Origin of the sequence: Streptomyces niphimycinicus, from assembly GCF_018883605.1 — a bacterium.
GTDB lineage: Bacteria > Actinomycetota > Actinomycetes > Streptomycetales > Streptomycetaceae > Streptomyces > Streptomyces niphimycinicus.
On sequence record NZ_JAHLEM010000392.1, the window covers coordinates 1 to 18,589 of the forward strand.

Genomic DNA, 18,589 nt, shown 5'->3' on the forward strand with positions numbered 1-18,589 from the left:
CTCGGCCGCCCCCGCCGCGCCGTCCGGAGCCGCGGACGCGGGCCCGCCCCCCGAGGCGGCGGCGTACCGGGAGCCCGAGCCTCCGCGGGTCGCGCTGGAGGACGACATGCCGGCCGAGGACGACCCGGACCTGGACGACACCGCGCTGAGCGGGCACGACCTGATCGTTCGCGAGCTCGGTGCCACGGTGATCGAAGAGATCGTCAACGAGTAGGAGGCGTGGGCCCCGCACCCATGCCCTATGTAGCCGTGTCTCCTCCGTACGGCGTAGAGCAGGGCGCTCGGGGAGCACGTAGGCTCGGGCTATCGAAGAGAACGACTGTCGAGCGCCAGGAGCGAAGCCGTGATCCCCGGTGGTGGCCAGCCGAATATGCAGCAGTTGCTGCAACAGGCTCAGAAGATGCAGCAGGACCTCGCCGCGGCCCAGGAGGAGCTGGCCCGGACTCATGTCGAGGGTTCCGCGGGCGGTGGCCTGGTGAAGGCGACCGTGACCGGTTCCGGTGAGTTGCAGGGCCTGGTCATCGACCCCAAGGCCGTGGATCCTGAGGACACGGAGACCCTCGCGGATCTGGTCGTCGCGGCCGTCCGCGACGCCAATAACGCCGCGCAGGAGCTCCAGCAGCAGAAGCTCGGCCCGCTGGCCCAGGGGCTGGGCGGTATGCCCGGGCTCCCGTTCTGATCCTCGGGTCCCTCGGGTCTTCTGGGTCCCTCGGGTCTCCTGGGTTCCGTGGGTCTCCCGGATTCCGGGGGTCTCCCGGGTCCCCTGGTCCTCGGGATTCCGGATCCTCGGTTTCTCGGTTCCTTGGGTTTTCGGGTCCCCGGGCTCTCCAATCTCATAGGGTTCCGTAATCCCACCGGGTCCCCAGGGTCCCCAGGGTCCCCCGGGCTCCCCGGGGCCCACCCGGCTCCCGGGGCCCGGCCACGGGACCACGGCGGCCCCGGCAGTGAGGGTGCGGCGCAACCGAATATTCATATGCAGTACAGCCACCGCGCGGCGGCGCGAGATTGGATGAAGGCGTGTACGAGGGCGTGGTCCAGGACCTCATCGACGAGTTGGGCAGGCTGCCCGGCGTCGGTCCCAAGAGCGCGCAGCGGATCGCCTTCCACATCCTCCAGTCCGAGCCCACCGATGTCCGCCGCCTCGCGCATGCGTTGACCCAGGTCAAGGAGAAGGTGCGGTTCTGCGCGGTGTGCGGGAACGTCGCCGAGGCCGAGCAGTGCCGCGTCTGCCAGGACCCCCGCCGCGACCCCGCGATCATCTGCGTGGTCGAGGAGCCGAAGGACGTCGTCGCGATCGAGCGGACGCGTGAGTTCCGAGGCCGCTATCACGTGCTCGGCGGGGCGATCAGCCCCATCGAGGGCGTGGGCCCGGACGATCTGCGGATCAGGGAACTGCTGGGGCGGCTCGCGGACGGGACGGTCACGGAGCTGATCCTGGCCACCGATCCGAATCTGGAGGGCGAAGCCACCGCCACGTACCTCGCGCGCATGATCAAGCCCATGGGTTTGAAGGTCACTCGCCTGGCCAGCGGCCTCCCTGTCGGTGGAGACCTGGAGTACGCCGACGAGGTCACGCTGGGTCGTGCCTTCGAAGGGAGAAGACTTCTCGATGTCTGACGCAACGCTGCACGACGCCCACCCGGACCCGGACGACTTCGCGGTCCAGATCTCCGACCAGATCGAGAGCTTCATCGTCGCGGTCACCGAAGTCGCCAAGGGGGACGAGCCGGACAGCGCTGTACCGTTTCTGCTCCTCGAGCTGTCCCAGTTGCTCCTCGCGGGCGGCCGGCTCGGCGCGCACGAGGACTTCGTTCCGGACGAGCGGTACGAACCGGACGTCGGCCCGGAGCCGGACGTCGACGAGCTGCGTGAGCGCTTCGCCGTGCTGCTGGAGCCGGTGGACATCTACTCGGAGGTCTTCGACCCGTACGTGCCGCGCAGCCAGCCCGTCGCCTGCCGGATCTCCGACGATCTCGCCGGGATCGTCACCGATCTGCGGCACGGAATGGCGCACTACCGCGAGGGCCGGATCAGCGAGGCGCTGTGGTGGTGGCAGTTCTCGTACCTCTCCAACTGGGGGACGACCGCGTCGGCGGCCCTGCGCGCGTTGCAGTCGCTGGTCGCGCACGTACGGCTGGACAGCCCGCTGGACGAGCTGGACGGCCTGGACACGGACAGCAACGCGGGCGGTGACGAGGAGCTCGCGGAGGAGGCCGGCCGGGTCATGGCGGCGGAGATCGCGGGACCGCTCGGTCTGCGCTCGGGGCCGCGCTGACCGGTGCCCGGGGCGGCGCTGACCGGTGCCCGGGGCGGTCAGCGGGAAGATCCGAGTTGGCCCGCAGGGTTCGGTCCGAACCCGTCCGAGCCTGTGAGCTGGGTTACGTTCCCGTGTGCTTCGGCGGCGAGCGGGAAGGGTTCGTCGCTGAGCGGGTGGGAGGGATGCGGGGAATCTCGCGGACGCATGGACGTATGCGGCGCGTGATGCCCCCTGTCTCCTTGCCCTCCTTGATCACTTTGTGAGGCATTCGTCTCGCTATGTGATATTGGGAGGGTAAATTCCGGCCGCTCGTTAAACTGAGCCGACCGCATTATTGAGAGCTGCGAGGAGCGCACGTGGGCCTTGTCGTGCAGAAGTACGGAGGCTCCTCCGTTGCCGATGCCGAAGGCATCAAGCGGGTCGCCAAGCGAATCGTGGAAGCCAAGAAGAACGGCCACCAGGTGGTCGTCGTGGTCTCCGCGATGGGCGACACGACGGACGAGCTGATCGATCTCGCCGAGCAGGTATCCCCGATTCCTACTGGGCGCGAGTTCGACATGCTGCTGACCGCGGGAGAGCGGATCTCCATGGCCTTGCTGGCGATGGCGATCAAAAACCTCGGTCACGAGGCGCTGTCGTTCACCGGCAGCCAGGCGGGAGTCATCACCGACGCGGTTCACAACAAAGCACGGATCATCGACGTCACGCCGGGCCGCATCCGCGACGCGCTGGAGCTCGGCGCGGTCGCGATCGTCGCGGGCTTCCAGGGCGTGTCCCAGAAGAGCAAGGACATCACCACCCTCGGCCGGGGTGGTTCGGACACCACCGCGGTCGCGCTGGCCGCGGCCCTGGACGCCGAGGTGTGCGAGATCTACACCGATGTGGACGGCGTGTTCACCGCCGATCCGCGCGTGGTGAAGAAGGCTCGCAAGATCAACGAGATTCCGTACGAGGACATGCTGGAGCTCGCCGCGAGCGGTTCCAAGGTGTTGCACCTGCGCTGCGTGGAGTACGCACGCCGGTACAACATCCCCATCCACGTACGGTCGTCTTTCTCCGGCCACCAGGGCACCTGGGTGCGCAACCGGCCGGAAGCGGGAGAAGGAGAAGAAGGCATGGAGCAGGCGATCATCTCCGGGGTCGCGCACGACACGTCCGAGGCCAAGGTCACGGTCGTCGGGGTGCCGGACAAGCCGGGTGAGGCCGCGGCCATCTTCCGTACCATCTCCGACGCCGAGATCAACATCGACATGGTGGTGCAGAACGTCTCCGCCGCGTCGACCGGGCTGACCGACATCTCCTTCACGCTGCCGAAGACGGACGGCCACCGGGCGATGGAGGCGCTGACCAAGTCGAAGTCGCTGATCGGCTTCGACTCGCTGCGCTACGACGACCAGATCGCGAAGATCTCCCTGATCGGTGCCGGAATGCGCACCAACCCGGGGGTCACCGCGACCTTCTTCGAGGCGCTGTCGAACGCCGGGGTCAACATCGAGCTGATCTCGACCTCCGAGATCCGCATCTCGGTCGTCACCCGCGCCGACGATGTGAAGGACGCGGTGGTGGCCGTGCACAGCGCCTTCGGCCTGGACAGCGACAGCGACGAAGCGGTGGTTTACGGAGGGACCGGCCGATGACCGGTCATGGCGGTGCCGCCGGGGGCGACAAGCCCACCCTCGCGGTCGTCGGTGCCACCGGCGCCGTCGGCACCGTCATGCTCTCGATCCTCTCGGAGCGTGCCGACATCTGGGGCGAGATCCGGCTGATCGCCTCGCCCCGCTCGGCCGGCCGGAAGCTGACCGTCCGGGGTGAGCAGGTCGAGGTCATCGCGCTGAGCGAGGAGGCGTTCGAGGGCGTCGACGTCGCGATGTTCGACGTACCGGACGAGATCTCGGCGCGGTGGGCGCCCATCGCGGCGAGCAAGGGCGCGGTGGCCGTCGACAACTCCGGCGCCTTCCGGATGGACCCCGATGTCCCCCTGGTGGTGCCGGAGGTGAACGCGCACGCGGCCCGGGTCCGGCCGCGCGGCATCATCTCCAACCCCAACTGCACCACCCTGTCGATGATCGTCGCGATGGGCGCGCTGCACGCCGAGTTCGGGCTGAGCGAGCTGATCGTCTCCTCGTACCAGGCGGTCTCCGGTGCGGGCCAGGAAGGCATCGACGCCCTGCGCGAGCAGCTCGCGCTGGTCGCCGGTACGGAGTTGGGCACCCACCCCGGGGACGTACGGCGGGCGGTGGGCGACACCGGGCCGTTCCCGGCGCCGATGGCGCTCAATGTGGTGCCGTTCGCCGGTTCGCTCAAGGAGGACGGCTGGTCCTCCGAGGAGCTCAAGGTGCGCGACGAGTCCCGCAAGATCCTGGGGCTGCCGGAGCTGAGGGTCACCGCGACCTGTGTCCGGGTGCCCGTGATCACCACGCATTCGCTGGCCGTGCACGCGCGGTTCGAGAACGAGGTGACGGTCGAGGCGGCGCACGAGATCCTGGCGGGCGCCCCCGGTGTGGTGCTCTGCGACAACCCGGCGGAGGGCGAATTCCCCACCCCCGCCGATGCCGTGGGCACCGACCCCACCTGGGTGGGCCGGGTGCGGCGGTCGCTGGACGACCCGAGGGCGCTGGAGCTGTTCGTCTGCGGCGACAACCTGCGCAAGGGCGCGGCGCTGAACACCGCGCAGATCGCGGAGGTCGTCGCGGCGGAGCTGGCGGGCGGGGCCGCCGCGAGGTGAGAGGGCCGCAGGGCCCGTCACGCCACCACGAGGCAGGACCGGCCACCAAGCAGGACCCCATACGAAGCAGGACCCCATACGAAGCAGGACCCAACGCGAAGCAGGACCCAACGCGAAGCAGGACCCAACGCGAAGCAGGACCCAACGCGAAGCAGGACCCAACGCGAAGCAGGACCCAACGCGAAGCAGGACCCAACGCGAAGCAGGGCTCGCCGTGAAGCAGGGCTCGCCGCCGGGTCACGATCCATGGTGAAGTGAGGGGCTTGGGCTGTCCTAAGGTGAGCGACCGTCTTAAAGTGACGTTTCACCAGTGCGTTGACCGGCAGATGTGAATATCCTGTGTGCCTGTCACTGGCCTGGACGAGCTGAGCTGGGCCGTTGACCTGATCGACGTATTCGCTCCCCGCCCGCTGCAACCGGCAGTAGGCGGGGAGCGTCTTTCCAGCCGCCCCTTAGTGGGCGCGGGGACAACTGGGGCATTGGGGAAGATTTGATGCGCATGGGGGCATTGAACGCATCGTCAAAAGCGGTGCCTCGCGCGTACAACCCTGACAGGGGGCGGCGTGTCCAACAGGCGTGGCAGAGGTATTCGGCATCGCAACAGTTCCAGGGCGCGGCGGCGCGGCGGTACGCCCCCCGCGTACGCCAAGTGGCATGCCGGTGATCGCGCCATGGCCGACGGCCCGCCCCGCGCACATCACAACAGGGCGCGAGGACACTGACGACGCGATGGCAGCGGGCACCACAGTCGATCACCTCACCGAGACCTACCGCGCCCATTACCGGTCGCTGCTCGGTCTCGCCGCGCTCCTTCTCGACGACACCGCGTCCTGCGAGGACGTCGTGCAGGAAGCGTTCATCCGTGTGCACTCGGCGCGCAAGAGAGTCCGGGATCCCGAGAAGACCCTTGCCTATCTGCGGCAGACGGTCGTCAATCTCTCCCGCTCCGCGCTGCGCCGGCGCATCCTCGGGCTGAAGCTGCTCTCCAAGCCGATGCCCGATATGGCAAGTGCCGAGGAAGGGGCGTACGAACAGCTTGAACGCGATCAACTGATCAAGGCGATGAGGGGACTTCAGCGCCGTCAGCGCGAGGTCCTCGTGCTGCGCTACTTCGCCGATATGACCGAGGCCCAGGTGGCCGAGACGCTGGGCATATCGCTCGGCTCGGTCAAGGCGTACGGCTCGCGTGGCATCGCGGCGCTCCGCGTCGCCATGGAGGCTCCGGCATGAACCACAACACACATACGCCGGACCCGGACGAACCCGGGCGGCGGACGGGCCATGAGCCCGAATCCCGAGAACCAGTGGAGTCGGTGGAGCCGACGGAGCCGACGGAGTCCACGCGGCCGATGGAGTCGGTGAAGCCGACGGAGTCTGCGGAGGCCAGTGAGTCTGCGGAGGCCGGTGAGTCCACGGAGGCCGGTGAGTCCGCGGAGGCCGGTGAGTCCGCGGAGGCCGGTGAGTCCGCGGAGGCCGGTGAGTCCGCGGAGGCCGGTGAGTCCACGGAGTCTGCGGATTCCACGGGAGCCAAGGAGTCCGGCGGGTCTGCGGCGGCCGGGAAGTCCGGCGGGTCGGCCGGGGCCGCCACGTCCGCCCCGTCCGGGCAGGGGCGGGTGACGCCCCTGACGCCCATCCGTATTCAGCTCGACGACGACGGGCCCGGCGGTGAGGACGAGGGGGCGCTGCGGCGGCTGCTGCACCGCGCCGTCGCCGATCTCGAACCGTCCTCCGACTCCCTCGACCATCTGCGGCGCGCCGTGCCCGCCCGCCGCGCGCGGCGGCGTCAGGCTCTGGTCGGGGCCGCGGCCGCGGCGGTGCTCGGCTGCGCGGCCGTACCGGCGCTGGTACACGTCGCGACCACCAGCAACGGCGCGGACGAACGCCCGGCCAATGCCGCCAGCAGCCACCGCACCCCTGAGACCAGCGGCGGCCGGCACGGCGGGGGCAGTGGCGGCAAGGGCTCCGACGGGCCCGCCGACACGGTCGAGCAGGACAAGGGCGACAAGGACAAGGACAAGGGGAAGGGCAAGCCGCCGAAGGGCGAGGAGGAGGACGGCCCCGGCGGCGGTACAGCCCCCGATCCCTCCAACACGCTGAACGCCACCTCCCCCACCTGTAGCCGCGCCCAGCTCACCAGCGGTGGCGCCGGATCGGTCGGGACGGCCGACGCCGAGGGGCGGGTCTACGGCTCGTTCCGCGTCGCGAACATCTCGGACAGCGCCTGCACGGTCGAGGGCAGCGGCTCGGTGGGCGCGAGCGCCCAGGGCGGTGCGGACGCCGCGCGGATCCTCGTCGTCGACCACACGGCGGGCGACGCGGCGGCAGGGCTGCCCGATCCCTCCCTCCAGCCGGGCACGCTCATCCTCAAGCCCGGCCAGGCGTACGAGGTCAAGTTCGCCTGGATCCCGGCGGCGGGTGGCGGCACCAGCGGCTGCTCCACCACCGGCACACCGACCCCCGATCCGTCCACCGACCCGGCCCAGGACGGGCCGCAGGACAACCCCAGCTCGGGCGAGCCGGGCGGCGGCGGTGGCGGCGGTGAGCCGCAGGACGCGAGCGTCCTGGTCAGCCACACACCGGAGGCGGGCGACCCGGCCGCGGCGAGTGTGACGATCAGCGGCGCCTGCGCCGGAACGATCTACCGCACCGGCCTGCTGGCGTCCCTCTAGACCTGTCGGCGTCCCTCTGGAGCTATGGGGCAGCGGCAGTCCGAGGAGCCGCCCCAGGGAGGCCACTGCGGCGCTCCCGACGCGCCGCGGCGGGATCCCGGGGCCGACGCGCGGGGGTCTGTGGGGCGGCCCCGCCGCCGGGACCCCGACGCGAGGCCCGTACCGTGGTGGTGTGTATCGGTTTCTGCTGACACCCCGCTGGTGGGTGATCAACGTGTTCACCCTGCTGGCGATCCCGGTCTGCCTCTTCATGGGGAGCTGGCAGCTCAGCCGCTTCGAGACCCGCGTCGACACGCATAACCAGCAGCAGGACGACGCGTCCCGCGAGCGGAAGGCCGCGGCCCGGCCGCTGAGCGACCTGCTGCCGGTCACCGCGCAGACCTCCGGGGAGCGGGCGACCGCCACCGGCCGATACGACACCACACATCAACTCCTCGTGCCCGACAGGCGGCTGGACGGCCGCGACGGCTTCTATGTGCTGACCCTGCTCCGCATGGACGCGGACGGGGACGTCGGCGGAGGCAAGGGCGCGGCCGACGGCAAGGCCGAGCCCGACGGCAAGGGCGGAGCCGGGGCCAAGGCGCTGCCCGTCGTCCGTGGCTGGCTCCCCGGCAACGCCGACGATCCCGCGGCCGCCGCCAAGGTGCCCGCACCCCCCTCCGGTGAGGTGACCGTCACAGGGGCCCTCCAGGCGTCCGAGCACCAGGGCGGCGACGGGGTGAGCGCGGCCGGTGGCCTCCCCCGCGGTCAGCTCGGCATGATCAGCGCCGCCTCCCTGGTCAACCTGGTGCCGTACCAGGTGTACGACGCCTGGGTGACCTCCGCCCAGGCTCCCGGGGCCCTGAAGCCGGTGCCGCCCACGGCGGCGGAGGGCACCGGGCTCGACATCAAGGCGTTCCAGAATCTGGGCTACACCGGTGAGTGGTTCGTCTTCGCGGGCTTCGTGATCTTCATGTGGTTCCGGCTGTTCCGCCGCGAGGCCGAGACGGCCCGCGATCTGGCCCTCGGCATCACACCGCCCGAGCCGACGGCTCCGACGGCGCCGGGTGCGGACCGGACCCCAGATGACGCCGAGCGAACTCGATCTCCAAGCGCAACTGCTTGATCCGCTCCTCGACGACCAGCGAGCCGTGCCCCGCGTCATAGCGGTAGACCTCATGCGGGGTGCCGCGCTGCTCGAGCCGCTCCACATAGTTGTCGATCTGCCGTATGGGGCAGCGGGGGTCGTTCAGCCCCGCCGAGATATAGACCGGCGCCCGCACCTGATCCACATAGGTCAGCGGGGACGACGCCTCGAACCGCTCCGGCACCTCCTCCGGGGTGCCGCCCAGCAGGGTGCGGTCCATCGACTTCAGGGCCTCCATCTCGTCGTGGTAGGCCGCCACATAGTCGGCGACCGGGACCGCGGCCAGCCCCAGCGCCCAGGAATCCGGCTGCGTCCCGACCCCCAGCAGCGTGAGATAGCCGCCCCAGGAACCGCCGGCCAGCACCAGCCGCTCGGGGTCGGCGAGCCCGGAGGCCACCGCCCACTCCCGCACGGCCGCGATGTCCTCCAGCTCGATCAGCCCGACCCGGTGCTTGAGCGCGTCCGTCCACGCCCGCCCGTACCCAGTGGAGCCGCGGTAGTTGACCCGCACCACGGCGAAGCCGTGGTCCACCCAGGCCGCGGGGCCCGCCGCGAAGGCGTCGCTGTCATGCCAGGTCGGCCCGCCGTGGATGTCGAAGACCGTCGGGAAGGGGCCCTCGCCCGCGGGCTTCTGCACCAGCGCGTGCACTCGCCCGCCGGGGCCGTCCACCCACGCGTCGCTGACCCGTACCGACTCCGGGGCCGCGAAACCGGGCGGGTCCAGCACCGTCCGCCCGCTCGTCGAGCGCACCTGGGGCGGCTTCTCGGCCGACGACCACAGGAACTCCACCGTGCCGTCCGGCCGCGCCGTGGCGCCCGAGATCGTGCCCGCCGGGGTCTCCAGGCGGGTCAGCTCGCCGGAGCCGAGGTCGTACCGCAGCAGCTCGCTGCGCGCCTGATGGCTGTGCTCGACCAGCAGCGCCGATCCGTCCGGGAACCAGTCCGCCCCGACGTCGCCGGGCAGATCGATCGCCAGCGCGGTCTCCACACCGGTGACCGGATCCCACACCATGGGCTCCCACCGGCCGCGCCGCTGGTGCCCGACCAGCAGCCGGGTGTCCCCCTCGACGGGCGCGAAGCCCATCACGGACAGGCCCAGCTCCTCGGTGCCGCCCTTGGTGTCGTCCAGCTCCGCGACGGCCGTCCCGTCCAGCCGCAGGACCCGGATCGCCGAGTGCATCGCGTCGCCGTGCTCGGTGTGCTCGATCGCGATCAGCGTCCCGTCATGGGAGAGATCGCCCACTCCCGCGGACTCGCGATGCCGGTAGATCTCCTCGGGCTCGCCACCCGGCCGCACCACATGGATGGTCGAGCCGTCCTCGTCGGTGGACCGCCCGACGATCGCCGTGCCGTCGCGGCCCAGCGCGAGCCCCGCGGGATAGGAGGGCTCCAGGCCGGGGGTCGCGGGCTCGTCGGCCGGGCCCCCGTCCCCCTCGCCGCCGCTGAACGGCTGACGCAGCCAGACCCCGAACTCATCGCCATCGGTGTCCGAGAACCACCAGATCCACCGGCCGTCCGGCGACAGCACCCCGTCGGTCGTCCCGTTCGGCCGGTCCGTGACCTGCCGCTGCGCACCGGTCGCCCGATCCCATGCGTACAGCTCGTATGTGCCCGTGGCGTTCGAGACGAACAGTGAGTGGTCCGGGGCTTCTTCCGCCCAGTCGGGCAGCCCCACTCGCGGCGCCCGGAAGCGCTTTTCCCAGTCCGGCATGGACTCCGTGCTCTCAGTCATGCTCACCATTCTGCGCCGCACCCCGACATGCGCGCTGGCGTCGCCCCGCGCCTGTGGATAACGTTCGCGGCGGGATGGACGGGGGCCCGTACACCGAGGGGGAGCTGATGGCCGACATAGCCGCGACAGTGGAGACATACTGGGCAACGGCCCAGGCCAGGGACTGGCGGGCGTTCGGTGCCACGCTCGCCGACGACGTCCGCTACGAACTGCCGCAGACCCGCGAGCGGGTGCTCGGCCGGGACGGTGTGGTCCGCTTCAACGCCGAGTACCTGGGCGAGTGGAGTCTGGAGGTCGAGCGCGTCATCGCCGACGGCGCGCAGGCGGTCTCCTGGGTGCGCTTCAGCGAGGACGAGGAGGAGACGCAGGCGATCAGCTTCTTCACCGCCTCGGCGGACGGCAGGATCCAGACCATCACCGACTTCTGGCCGGCGCCGTACGAGCCTCCGCGTGAGCGCGAGCAAATGGTCGAGCGCTTCTGAGTGCTTCTGGACGTTTCCGACTGCTCGCAGGCGATGCCGGGCAGCAGCTTGAACTCTTCCGTCCGCAACCGTCCGTAGCCCCTACGCGCGCGATTCCGCCCCTTCCCCCGGGTCCCACCCCTTCGGTCCCTACCCCTCCGGTTCCCACCCCTCCGGCCCCCACTTCACCGGCCCCAGCCCCTGTCCCTCCCGTTCACCCCGTCCCCTCCCCGGGTCCTCGGGTCCCCGGGCTCCGCTACCCCAGCAGCACCGGCAGCTCGTCCACGCCATAGACGATGGAGAGCTTCCGGAAGGAGAGCTTCTCCGCCGGTGTGGCGAGTCGCATCTCCGGGAACCGCCGTATGAGCGCGGGATAGGCGGCCCGGAGTTCCATCTTGGCCAGCTCGGCGCCGATGCAGCGGTGGATGCCGTATCCGAAGGCCAGATGCGAGGGGGCCTGCCGGTGCGGATCGACCCGCTCCATGTCCGGGCCCAGTTTCTCGTCGCGGTTGGCCCCGCTCAGTGAGCACAGCACCAGATCGCCGGCGGAAATGCGCGTGCCCGCGATCTCCATGTCCTCGCGGGCGAACCGCGGGAAGGCCACCTGCACCACCGTGAGATAGCGCAGCAGCTCTTCCACGAACGGGTCCACGGCATCGTCGTGATCACGTATGGCGGCGAAGTGCTCGGGGTCCTGGAGCAGCACCAGCGTGCCGAGCGCCAGCATGCTCGCGGTCGTCTCCAGACCGCCGGTCAGCACTCCGTCGGCGAGCCCGGCCAGCTCCTGGTCGTCGACTTCATCGCCGTGCTCCTTCACCAGCATGCCGAGCAGCCCGTCGCCGGGCGTCTCACGCTGTTTACGGACGATCCCGTGCAGATAGGAAAGGGAGTCCGACATCGCGCCGAGGGAGGCGTTCGCACCGCTGAAGAGATCGAACCGCGCGGTGCTGTGGCGCTGGAAGTCGTCGCGGTCCTCGTACGGCACCCCGAGCAGTTCGCAGATGACCAGCGCGGGAATGGGGAGGGCGAATGCCTCCACGAGATCCACCGGGCCCTTGGCCGCCGCCATCTCGTCGAGGCGCTCCTCGATGATGGAGTGGATGCGCGGGGTGAGCCTGCTGAGTCGCCGCATGGTGAATTCGGGCGTCAGCAGGCGTCGCAGTCTCGTATGCGTCGGTGGATCGCTGAAGCCGAGACCTCCCGGATTCTGCTGCGGGGCGACGCCGATGTTCCGTTCCGCGAGGTTGGTGAAATCGGAGCTGAACCCCTTCGCCTTTCCGAGCACCGCCTTGGTCTCGTCATATCCGGTGACAAGCCAGGCATTGATGCCGAAAGGCAGCCATATCTTGCTGATGGGTTCTTTTGTCCTGGTTCGGGACAGATCGGCAATCGGGTCGAGTCCATCGCGCCTCAGCGGCGCCAGCGTGGCGTCCGGGAGGAACGACATCTTGGACAAGTCGAAGCCATTTTTCTGAATTCTCGAAAAGTACTTGCGGCCCAGCCAGGACACGATGTTTGAGCGGAGATTCGACATGGGCGCAATACTGCCCTGCCATGGCCGGCCGGCCATGCCTCGGTGCCGGACGTGCCCCGGTGTGATGCGCCACAACGCATGTGCCCCCTGCCCGGGCGGGCGCGCCGGTGGGCACCAAGGTGGCGCCGACCACGAAATCAGAGCAAAGTGGAGATATCGGGCAGGAAGCGCGAGCGATGACGGCTGCCTGGGCACGCCTGTGGCGCCCCCAGGGACATGAGTGAGGTGAGCGGCCTTGCGGGAGAGGTTCCGTGCTGTCCAGGGCGCACCGTGCTGGGTGAGTCTCATGGCAGCGGATCTGGACCGCGCGCACACCTTCTACGGAGAGCTCTTCGGCTGGGCCTTCCGCCCCACCCGGCAGGGGCACGGCCGTTACACCATCGCGTACACCGAGGGCGGCGTACCGACCGTAGGCATCGGCGCCTCGTCCCCCTCGGCGGGGGTGACCCTCCCGGTCATCTGGACCACGTACTTCGCGGCGGACAGCGCGGACGAGGTGGCCTCGCGCGTCCAGGAGCGCGGTGGCACGGTCGCGGTCGGGCCGCTGGAGTTCGGCAGCGGGCGGGTGGCCTGGGCGGCCGACCCGGACGGGGCCAACTTCGGCATCTGGGAGGGCGATCTGACCTCCGCCTGGTGGGGCGAGCGCAGACCGGGCGCGCCCGTATGGCTGGAGTTGCGTACCCGCGACGCCTTCGAGGCGGCGCTCTTCTATGGGCAGGTTTTCGGCTGGGACAGCCAGCAGCGCGAGCGCTGCGACGTCCGCTTCGAACATGACCGGGTGGTCCTCCATATCGACGGTAAGGCGGTCGCGGGGCTGCGCGGCGGCGCCATCGAGGCCGCCCCGGACCCGAACGTCCGGCCCCGCTGGCGGGTCTACTTCTGCGTGAAGGACGTCGACGAGGTCGCCGAACGAGCCGCGGAACTCGGCGGCGGCATCCTCTCCCCGCCGGCCGACACCCCCTATGGGCGCGTCGCGGCGCTGCGCGACCCGGAGGGCGGGATCTTCAACGTGGCGGCGGTCAGGAAAGAAGCCGCCGACGGGGAATCCGCTTCCGTGGCGTGCGGCTGAGGAACTGGGCCTCGACGTCGCACTGGGCCTCGACGGTCGGAGGTGGTGCCGCCTACGATCGGAGATACGGCATCGCGTGTCGGTCACCGACTGGGTGAGGCATGGAGGTGCCCGTGAGATTGCCTTACGGAGGCATTCCACAGTGTCTGTCGAGTTGAATCACACGATCGTCCATTCCCTGGACAACCGCGAATCCGCGGAATTCCTGGCGAACATCCTCGATCTCGAGGTGGGAGAAGCGTGGGGCCCGTTCGTTCCGCTGGAGACGAGTAACGGTGTCACCCTGGACTTCGCCACCATTCCCGGTGAGTCGATCGTCATGCAGCATTACGCGTTCCTCATCTCGGACGAGGAGTTCGACGCGGCTTTCGAGCGGATCCGGCAGCAGGGGGTCACGTACTACGCCGATCCCCATCTGAAGCAGCCGGGCGAGATCAACCACCATTACGGCGGCCGCGGGCTGTACTTCTTGGACCCGGCCGGTCATGGCATGGAGATCATCACCCGCCCGTACGGCAACGAGGAGTAGCCCGGGGAGGCCCTGGAACATGGGCCCCGAATCGGGCGGACCCTGAACCATGAGCGGGCCGGGGCGCACGCGCCCCGGCCCACCTTCGTCGCGGTCACTGGGTGATGGTCACTGGGTGGTGGCCAGTGGTCGGCGATCCGCGATCAGCGATCAGCGGTCGGCAGCCGACGGTCAGCCGGGCTGATCCCCGTCGTGCTCCATCCCGTCCCGGCGCTCTCGCCACTCCCGTACGACCTCGTCGATGTCGAAGGGCGTGAGATGGAGCGGCGGGCCGGGTGGGGGCCGCCGGATCGCCTCCCGGATCTTGTCATTGACCTCCGAGAGGATCTCCCGCACCCGCCGTTCCGAGGGCGCCGTTTCCACGGCGGCGAGCGCGTCCTCCGCCTCTTTGCGCAGCACAAGTGTCGGCGGCAGAAATGACAGATTCTCGCGGGCCATCTTCTCCTTGACCCACCACAGATCGTCGTAGGGCTTGTTGAGATTCGGGAGAGGTTTTCCCCTTCCCGGGAGGTTCGCGAACGCGCCGCGTTCCTCCGCCTCGCGGATCTGTCGGTCGGCCCATGTTTCGAAGCTGATGCCCGGTGGCTTTCGCTCGGTCACCCTGAGATTCTCCCTCGGATGGCCCGAAACGCGCCACAGCCGTTTCAGCCCGCTTGTCAGATGCCGAGAGGGGGAGGCTTGCTCCGTCAGCTCAGAGGTGGGAGGCGAGGACCGGCAGCAGATCCTGGAATGTCCGGCCGGTGGCGGGCGCGCCGATCGCCGACATCTGCCAGGCCCCGCCCGCCCCGCCCTCGCGGTGCACCTTGGCCATGATCTGGGCCGTGTAGGGGCCGCCGCCGCTCAGGGTGTAGCGGGCCAGTTCCTGTCCGTTGGTCTCATCGATCAGACGGCAGAAGGCGTTCTGCACCTCGGCGAAGGTCTGCCCGGTGAAGGAGTTCACCGTGAACAGGATCTGATCGACATGGGCCGGAACGCGCTGTAGATCGATCAGGATCGATTCATCGTCGCCGCCCTGGCCGGTGCCACCGACGAGGTTGTCGCCGGTGTGCCGTACGGATCCGTCGTCGCTCGTCAGATGCTGGAAGAACACGACATCGACGGCTTCCCGCCCGGCGAAGAGCACGGCCGAGGCGTCCAGGTCGATCTCCTTGGCGGTCAACCGGGCGAGCAGCCCCTTGCGCGGCGCGGCCTGCCAGCCCAGGCCCATGCGCACCGCGCTGAGCTCGCCCCCGTCGGACTTGCTCAGGCTGATCCGCTGGCCCTTGGCCAGATTTACGGTCATGTGCTTCCTTTCTCGCTCTTCTGATTGATCCGGGATGGTTTTTGCGACATCTTCAGCCGGTCGCGCAGAAACGGCAGGATGCCGCGGTGCAGAAGGGCCCTCAGCCAGGCGTCGCGGGCCATGGCCACGGCCGCGTCATCCCGGCGCCCGATGTGGGGCGGGTGTGTGTACGGATGCCGTTGGGAGCGCGGGGAGCGCGGGGAGCGCGGGGAACGTGGGGAGCGTTGGGAGCGCGGGTGCTGGTCGGGGGCCGAGGTGCGATGCCGTACGGCGGTGGCGAGCAGGCAGGCCACTCCCGCCGCCAGGGTGACCGCCGCGATCGTCGCGCTGGTCAGCCCGGCGGTCAACAGTGCCTCGCCAAGCTCGCGTTGGGAGTGAAAGAGCTTCAGCAGTCCGCCGAGGAGCAGAAAGGCCGCGGCCGAGACACCGGCCAGAGCTGGTGCGAGGACGGCGAGCGCCGGCAGCAGCCCACGGACGCCTGCCGTGCGGGAGGAGGCGCCCGCAGGAGATGGGGCAGCCGAGGCAGACAGGGCAGCCGAGGCAGATGGTGCAGCCGAGGCTGAAAGGGCGGGCGAGGCAGAAAGGGCAGCCGGGGAAGAGAGGGCGGGCGTAACGGGCGCGGTGGACGGGCTCATCGCCGCGGCGGCGCGTTGCCGGAGGTACGCGGCGTATTCGGGCGCGGCGGCCGTCGCGATCGCCTCGCTCTCCACCAGCGCCTGGGAGCGCAGCCGTTGGATGTCCGCGTCCCCGATGGCCCCGTCGCGCCGCAGGGCCTCACGGATCTCCGCCGTACGCAGCGCCTGGTGCAGCGCCCGCTCGAAGTCGGGCCTGTCCTCGGCCTGTAACCCGGGTGGGGCGGTCATATCCGCTTCCTCGATGTGTCCGAACCGCGTAGCCGCGCGGCGTACCGCCAGTTGCGCGCGCCGTGTGAACCAGCCGTCGGGCCCGCCTCAGGGGGGGGAAGGGCGGGCCCGACGGCCGCTGGGGAGGGCGTCAGAGATTGACGCCGAAGTCGGAGGCGATGCCCGCGAGCCCCGAGGCGTACCCCTGGCCGACCGCGCGGAACTTCCACTCCGCGCCATTGCGGTAGAGCTCGCCGAAGACCATCGCCGTCTCGGTCGCGGCGTCCTCGCTCAGGTCGTAGCGGGCGAGTTCGGCGTTGTCGGCCTGGTTGACCACCCGGATGAAGGCGTTGCGGACCTGGCCGAAGTTCTGGTCGCGGCCGTCCGCGTCGTGGATGGAGACCGGGAAGACGATCCTGGCGATCTCGGCCGGCACGGCGGCCAGATTGACCTTGATGGCCTCGTCGTCGCCCTCGCCCTCACCGGTCAGGTTGTCGCCGGTGTGCTCCACGGAGCCGTCGGGGCTGGTGAGGTTGTTGTAGAAGACGAAGTGCCGGTCGGACGCGACCTTCCCGGCCTCGTCGCACAGCAGGGCGCTGGCGTCGAGGTCGTAGGCGGCGCCCGTCGTCGTCCGTACGTCCCAGCCCAGGCCGACGATGACCGCGCTCAGGCCCGGCGCCTCCTTGCTCAGCGAGACGTTGCCGCCTTTGGACAGGGAAACTCCCACGTTTTCCTCCAGTGCTCGGTGGACCGGAGTTAAAATCTACAGCACTGTAGAAGTAGGCGAGATGGAGGCCGGAGAGGTTGGCGCGATCTGGGGTGCCGGGACCGGGGCGGGGACGGGTCGGTCCCGCGTCGGGGACGCAGGTAATCGGCCCATCGACCGACCCCGCCTGCTGGCCACAGACCACCACGGACCACCACAGACCACGACCGGCTACCACCGACGCATCGGACTACGCGGTGGCGAGCGACACCTCGGTCGACTTGATCAGCGCGGTGACGCGGCTGCCCTCGGTGAGCCCCAGCTCCGCCGCGGCGTCCTGGGTGATGGCGGCCGTGAGCTCCTGGTCACCGCCGATGGCGACGACAACGGTGGCCATGGCGGCACCGAGGGTGAGGCGGGTGACCGTACCCGGGAAACGATTGCGGATGCTCAGCCCCGAGACCTCCCCGGTGGCCAGAGCCACCTCAGTGGCCTTGGCCAGCGCCATCACCTCGGAGCCCTCCCCGATGCGGAGCTCCTTCACGGCACTCATGGTCACGGCGGCCGTCACCATCTGCCCCCCGGACAGCCGCCCCAGGACCATGGCCATGGCCTCGCCCGGCGTCACGGACACGACGGTGGCGGGGAGCTGATTGCGAATGCTGAGACTCATGGGCGCACCACCCCGGAGGCGGAGGTCGAGGACCTGATACGCCTCACCCTAGGCACCCACCCAAGGATCCGCGCGCCGACGCATGACGCTTCCCCCACGGCACACCGCCCACACGACCACCGGACCCCATACGACGCGCGGCACCCGCCCGCCCGGTACGACGCCGGGCCGCCCGCCCAGCACCGACCGCCCAGATACCGACCACCCCCAGACACCGACCACCCCCAGGCGTCCCGACCGCCCAGGCGCACCCGACGGCCCATCCGACCGCCCACCCCCACGTACGATCGGACGGATGCGCCCTTCTCCCGCCGACCTCGTCCGCGAATTCCACCTGGCCTTCGGCCTCGACGCCCGTACGACCCCCACCCAGGTCTCACCGGAACTCGCCGCCCACCGCCAAGACCTACTGGCCGAGGAGTGCGCCGAAGTAGCCGAGGCGAGCGCCCACGGCGCCGTCGACCACCTGGCCCATGAACTGGCCGACGTCGTCTACGTCGCCTATGGCACCGCCCTGGTCCACGGCATCGACCTCGATGAGGTGATCGCCGAGATCCACCGGGCCAATATGACCAAACTCGGCCCCGACGGCCGCCCCACCCTGCGCGCCGACGGCAAGGTCCTCAAGGGCGCCCACTACCAGCCCCCCGACATCCCGGCCGTCCTACGCCGCCAGGGCTGGACCGACGCGTCCGCCGCATCCGACGCGTCCGCCGCATCCGACGCGTCCGACGCATCCGCCGCGTCCGACGCGTCCGACGCATCCAAGGCGTCCGAATAGCCGACCGCCGACCGCCGACCGCCGACCGCCGACCGCCGACCGCCGACCGCCGACCGGCGGCCCGGTGACCGACGCCCCGGTGACCGACGCCCCGGCAGTTGACACCCCGAGCACCCCCGCGCCACCATCCCGCCGATGGAGATCGCCGACCTGACCCCTGCCGAGCGCCGTGTCTGGGAGGCGTTCCCGCTGGGCGAGGGCGT

19 protein-coding genes and 1 pseudogene are annotated in these 18,589 nt (G+C 70.0%); 13 read left to right on the forward strand and 7 right to left on the reverse strand.

The annotated features are described in order from the left end of the window. The 9 genes from KN815_RS30305 to KN815_RS30345 form a co-directional block, all read left to right on the forward strand. Positions 1 to 214 (forward strand): hypothetical protein (locus tag KN815_RS30305; RefSeq protein WP_216345081.1); only part of this gene is annotated, 214 nt, incomplete at its 5' end. A 129-nt stretch (positions 215 to 343) separates the two neighbouring features. After that, on the forward strand, positions 344 to 679 hold the full coding sequence (locus tag KN815_RS30310; RefSeq protein ID WP_014061795.1) for a YbaB/EbfC family nucleoid-associated protein: 336 nt from the start codon (positions 344 to 346) through the stop codon (positions 677 to 679). 338 nt (positions 680 to 1,017) lie between these two features. Further along, the gene (gene recR / locus KN815_RS30315) at positions 1,018 to 1,617 is read left to right on the forward strand and encodes a recombination mediator RecR (RefSeq protein WP_059148202.1); all 600 of its coding nucleotides are present in this window, start codon (positions 1,018 to 1,020) and stop codon (positions 1,615 to 1,617) included. Further along, the gene (locus KN815_RS30320; protein ID WP_216345067.1) at positions 1,610 to 2,275 is read left to right on the forward strand and encodes a DUF5063 domain-containing protein; all 666 of its coding nucleotides are present in this window, start codon (positions 1,610 to 1,612) and stop codon (positions 2,273 to 2,275) included. The genes recR and KN815_RS30320 overlap by 8 nt, the downstream gene beginning before the upstream one ends. A 338-nt stretch (positions 2,276 to 2,613) precedes the next feature. Further along, complete coding sequence (locus tag KN815_RS30325) at positions 2,614 to 3,894, forward strand: aspartate kinase (RefSeq protein ID WP_216345068.1); 1,281 nt, start codon at positions 2,614 to 2,616, stop codon at positions 3,892 to 3,894. Further along, a complete protein-coding gene (locus KN815_RS30330) occupies positions 3,891 to 4,982 on the forward strand; it encodes an aspartate-semialdehyde dehydrogenase (RefSeq protein ID WP_216345069.1) in 1,092 nt (363 codons plus the stop codon). Before KN815_RS30325 ends, KN815_RS30330 begins: the two co-directional genes overlap by 4 nt. A gap of 654 nt (positions 4,983 to 5,636) precedes the next feature. Further along, positions 5,637 to 6,212 carry a SigE family RNA polymerase sigma factor gene (locus KN815_RS30335; RefSeq protein ID WP_030829843.1) on the forward strand — a complete coding sequence of 192 codons (576 nt, stop codon included), beginning with the start codon at positions 5,637 to 5,639 and terminating at the stop codon, positions 6,210 to 6,212. Then, positions 6,209 to 7,651 carry a hypothetical protein gene (locus KN815_RS30340; RefSeq protein WP_216345070.1) on the forward strand — a complete coding sequence of 481 codons (1,443 nt, stop codon included), beginning with the start codon at positions 6,209 to 6,211 and terminating at the stop codon, positions 7,649 to 7,651. The genes KN815_RS30335 and KN815_RS30340 overlap by 4 nt, the downstream gene beginning before the upstream one ends. A 172-nt stretch (positions 7,652 to 7,823) precedes the next feature. Further along, positions 7,824 to 8,756 (forward strand): SURF1 family protein, encoded by a 933-nt coding sequence (locus tag KN815_RS30345; protein ID WP_216345071.1) that lies wholly within the window; start codon positions 7,824 to 7,826, stop codon positions 8,754 to 8,756. On the opposite strand, the gene KN815_RS30350 is transcribed toward KN815_RS30345, so the two are convergent. Further along, positions 8,662 to 10,509, reverse strand: coding sequence for a S9 family peptidase (locus KN815_RS30350; RefSeq protein WP_372458516.1), 1,848 nt, complete (start codon positions 10,507 to 10,509; stop codon positions 8,662 to 8,664). The genes KN815_RS30345 and KN815_RS30350 overlap by 95 nt on opposite strands. Positions 10,510 to 10,616: 107 nt before the next feature. On the opposite strand from KN815_RS30350, the gene KN815_RS30355 reads away from it, so the two are divergent. Beyond that, positions 10,617 to 10,991 carry a nuclear transport factor 2 family protein gene (locus KN815_RS30355; RefSeq protein WP_216345080.1) on the forward strand — a complete coding sequence of 125 codons (375 nt, stop codon included), beginning with the start codon at positions 10,617 to 10,619 and terminating at the stop codon, positions 10,989 to 10,991. A 235-nt stretch (positions 10,992 to 11,226) separates the two neighbouring features. On the opposite strand, the gene KN815_RS30360 is transcribed toward KN815_RS30355, so the two are convergent. Further along, on the reverse strand, positions 11,227 to 12,504 hold the full coding sequence (locus tag KN815_RS30360) for a cytochrome P450 (RefSeq protein ID WP_216345072.1): 1,278 nt from the start codon (positions 12,502 to 12,504) through the stop codon (positions 11,227 to 11,229). A gap of 286 nt (positions 12,505 to 12,790) precedes the next feature. Between KN815_RS30360 and KN815_RS30365 the strand changes: the two genes are divergently transcribed. After that, on the forward strand, positions 12,791 to 13,573 hold the full coding sequence (locus tag KN815_RS30365; RefSeq protein ID WP_216345073.1) for a VOC family protein: 783 nt from the start codon (positions 12,791 to 12,793) through the stop codon (positions 13,571 to 13,573). A gap of 142 nt (positions 13,574 to 13,715) precedes the next feature. Continuing rightward, positions 13,716 to 14,102, forward strand: a complete 387-nt coding sequence (locus tag KN815_RS30370; RefSeq protein ID WP_216345074.1) for a VOC family protein — start codon at positions 13,716 to 13,718, stop codon at positions 14,100 to 14,102. Between the two features lie 171 nt (positions 14,103 to 14,273). On the opposite strand, the gene KN815_RS30375 is transcribed toward KN815_RS30370, so the two are convergent. The 5 genes from KN815_RS30375 to KN815_RS30395 form a co-directional block, all read right to left on the reverse strand. Next, entirely contained in the window at positions 14,274 to 14,702 is a 429-nt protein-coding gene (locus tag KN815_RS30375) for a DnaJ family domain-containing protein (protein ID WP_216345075.1), read from the reverse strand. Between the two features lie 91 nt (positions 14,703 to 14,793). Beyond that, positions 14,794 to 15,384 carry a TerD family protein gene (locus KN815_RS30380; RefSeq protein ID WP_216345076.1) on the reverse strand — a complete coding sequence of 197 codons (591 nt, stop codon included), beginning with the start codon at positions 15,382 to 15,384 and terminating at the stop codon, positions 14,794 to 14,796. Continuing rightward, the gene (locus KN815_RS30385; protein WP_216345077.1) at positions 15,381 to 16,247 is read right to left on the reverse strand and encodes a hypothetical protein; all 867 of its coding nucleotides are present in this window, start codon (positions 16,245 to 16,247) and stop codon (positions 15,381 to 15,383) included. The genes KN815_RS30380 and KN815_RS30385 overlap by 4 nt, the downstream gene beginning before the upstream one ends. A 130-nt stretch (positions 16,248 to 16,377) precedes the next feature. After that, positions 16,378 to 16,953 carry a TerD family protein gene (locus KN815_RS30390; protein WP_078642276.1) on the reverse strand — a complete coding sequence of 192 codons (576 nt, stop codon included), beginning with the start codon at positions 16,951 to 16,953 and terminating at the stop codon, positions 16,378 to 16,380. Positions 16,954 to 17,182: 229 nt separating this feature from the next. Further along, positions 17,183 to 17,605, reverse strand: coding sequence for a TOBE domain-containing protein (locus KN815_RS30395; RefSeq protein WP_216345078.1), 423 nt, complete (start codon positions 17,603 to 17,605; stop codon positions 17,183 to 17,185). Positions 17,606 to 17,900: 295 nt separating this feature from the next. On the opposite strand from KN815_RS30395, the pseudogene KN815_RS30400 reads away from it, so the two are divergent. Further along, positions 17,901 to 18,302, forward strand: a pseudogene (locus tag KN815_RS30400) (pyrophosphohydrolase domain-containing protein); the annotation flags it as partial. Between the last annotated feature and the right edge of the window lie 287 nt (positions 18,303 to 18,589).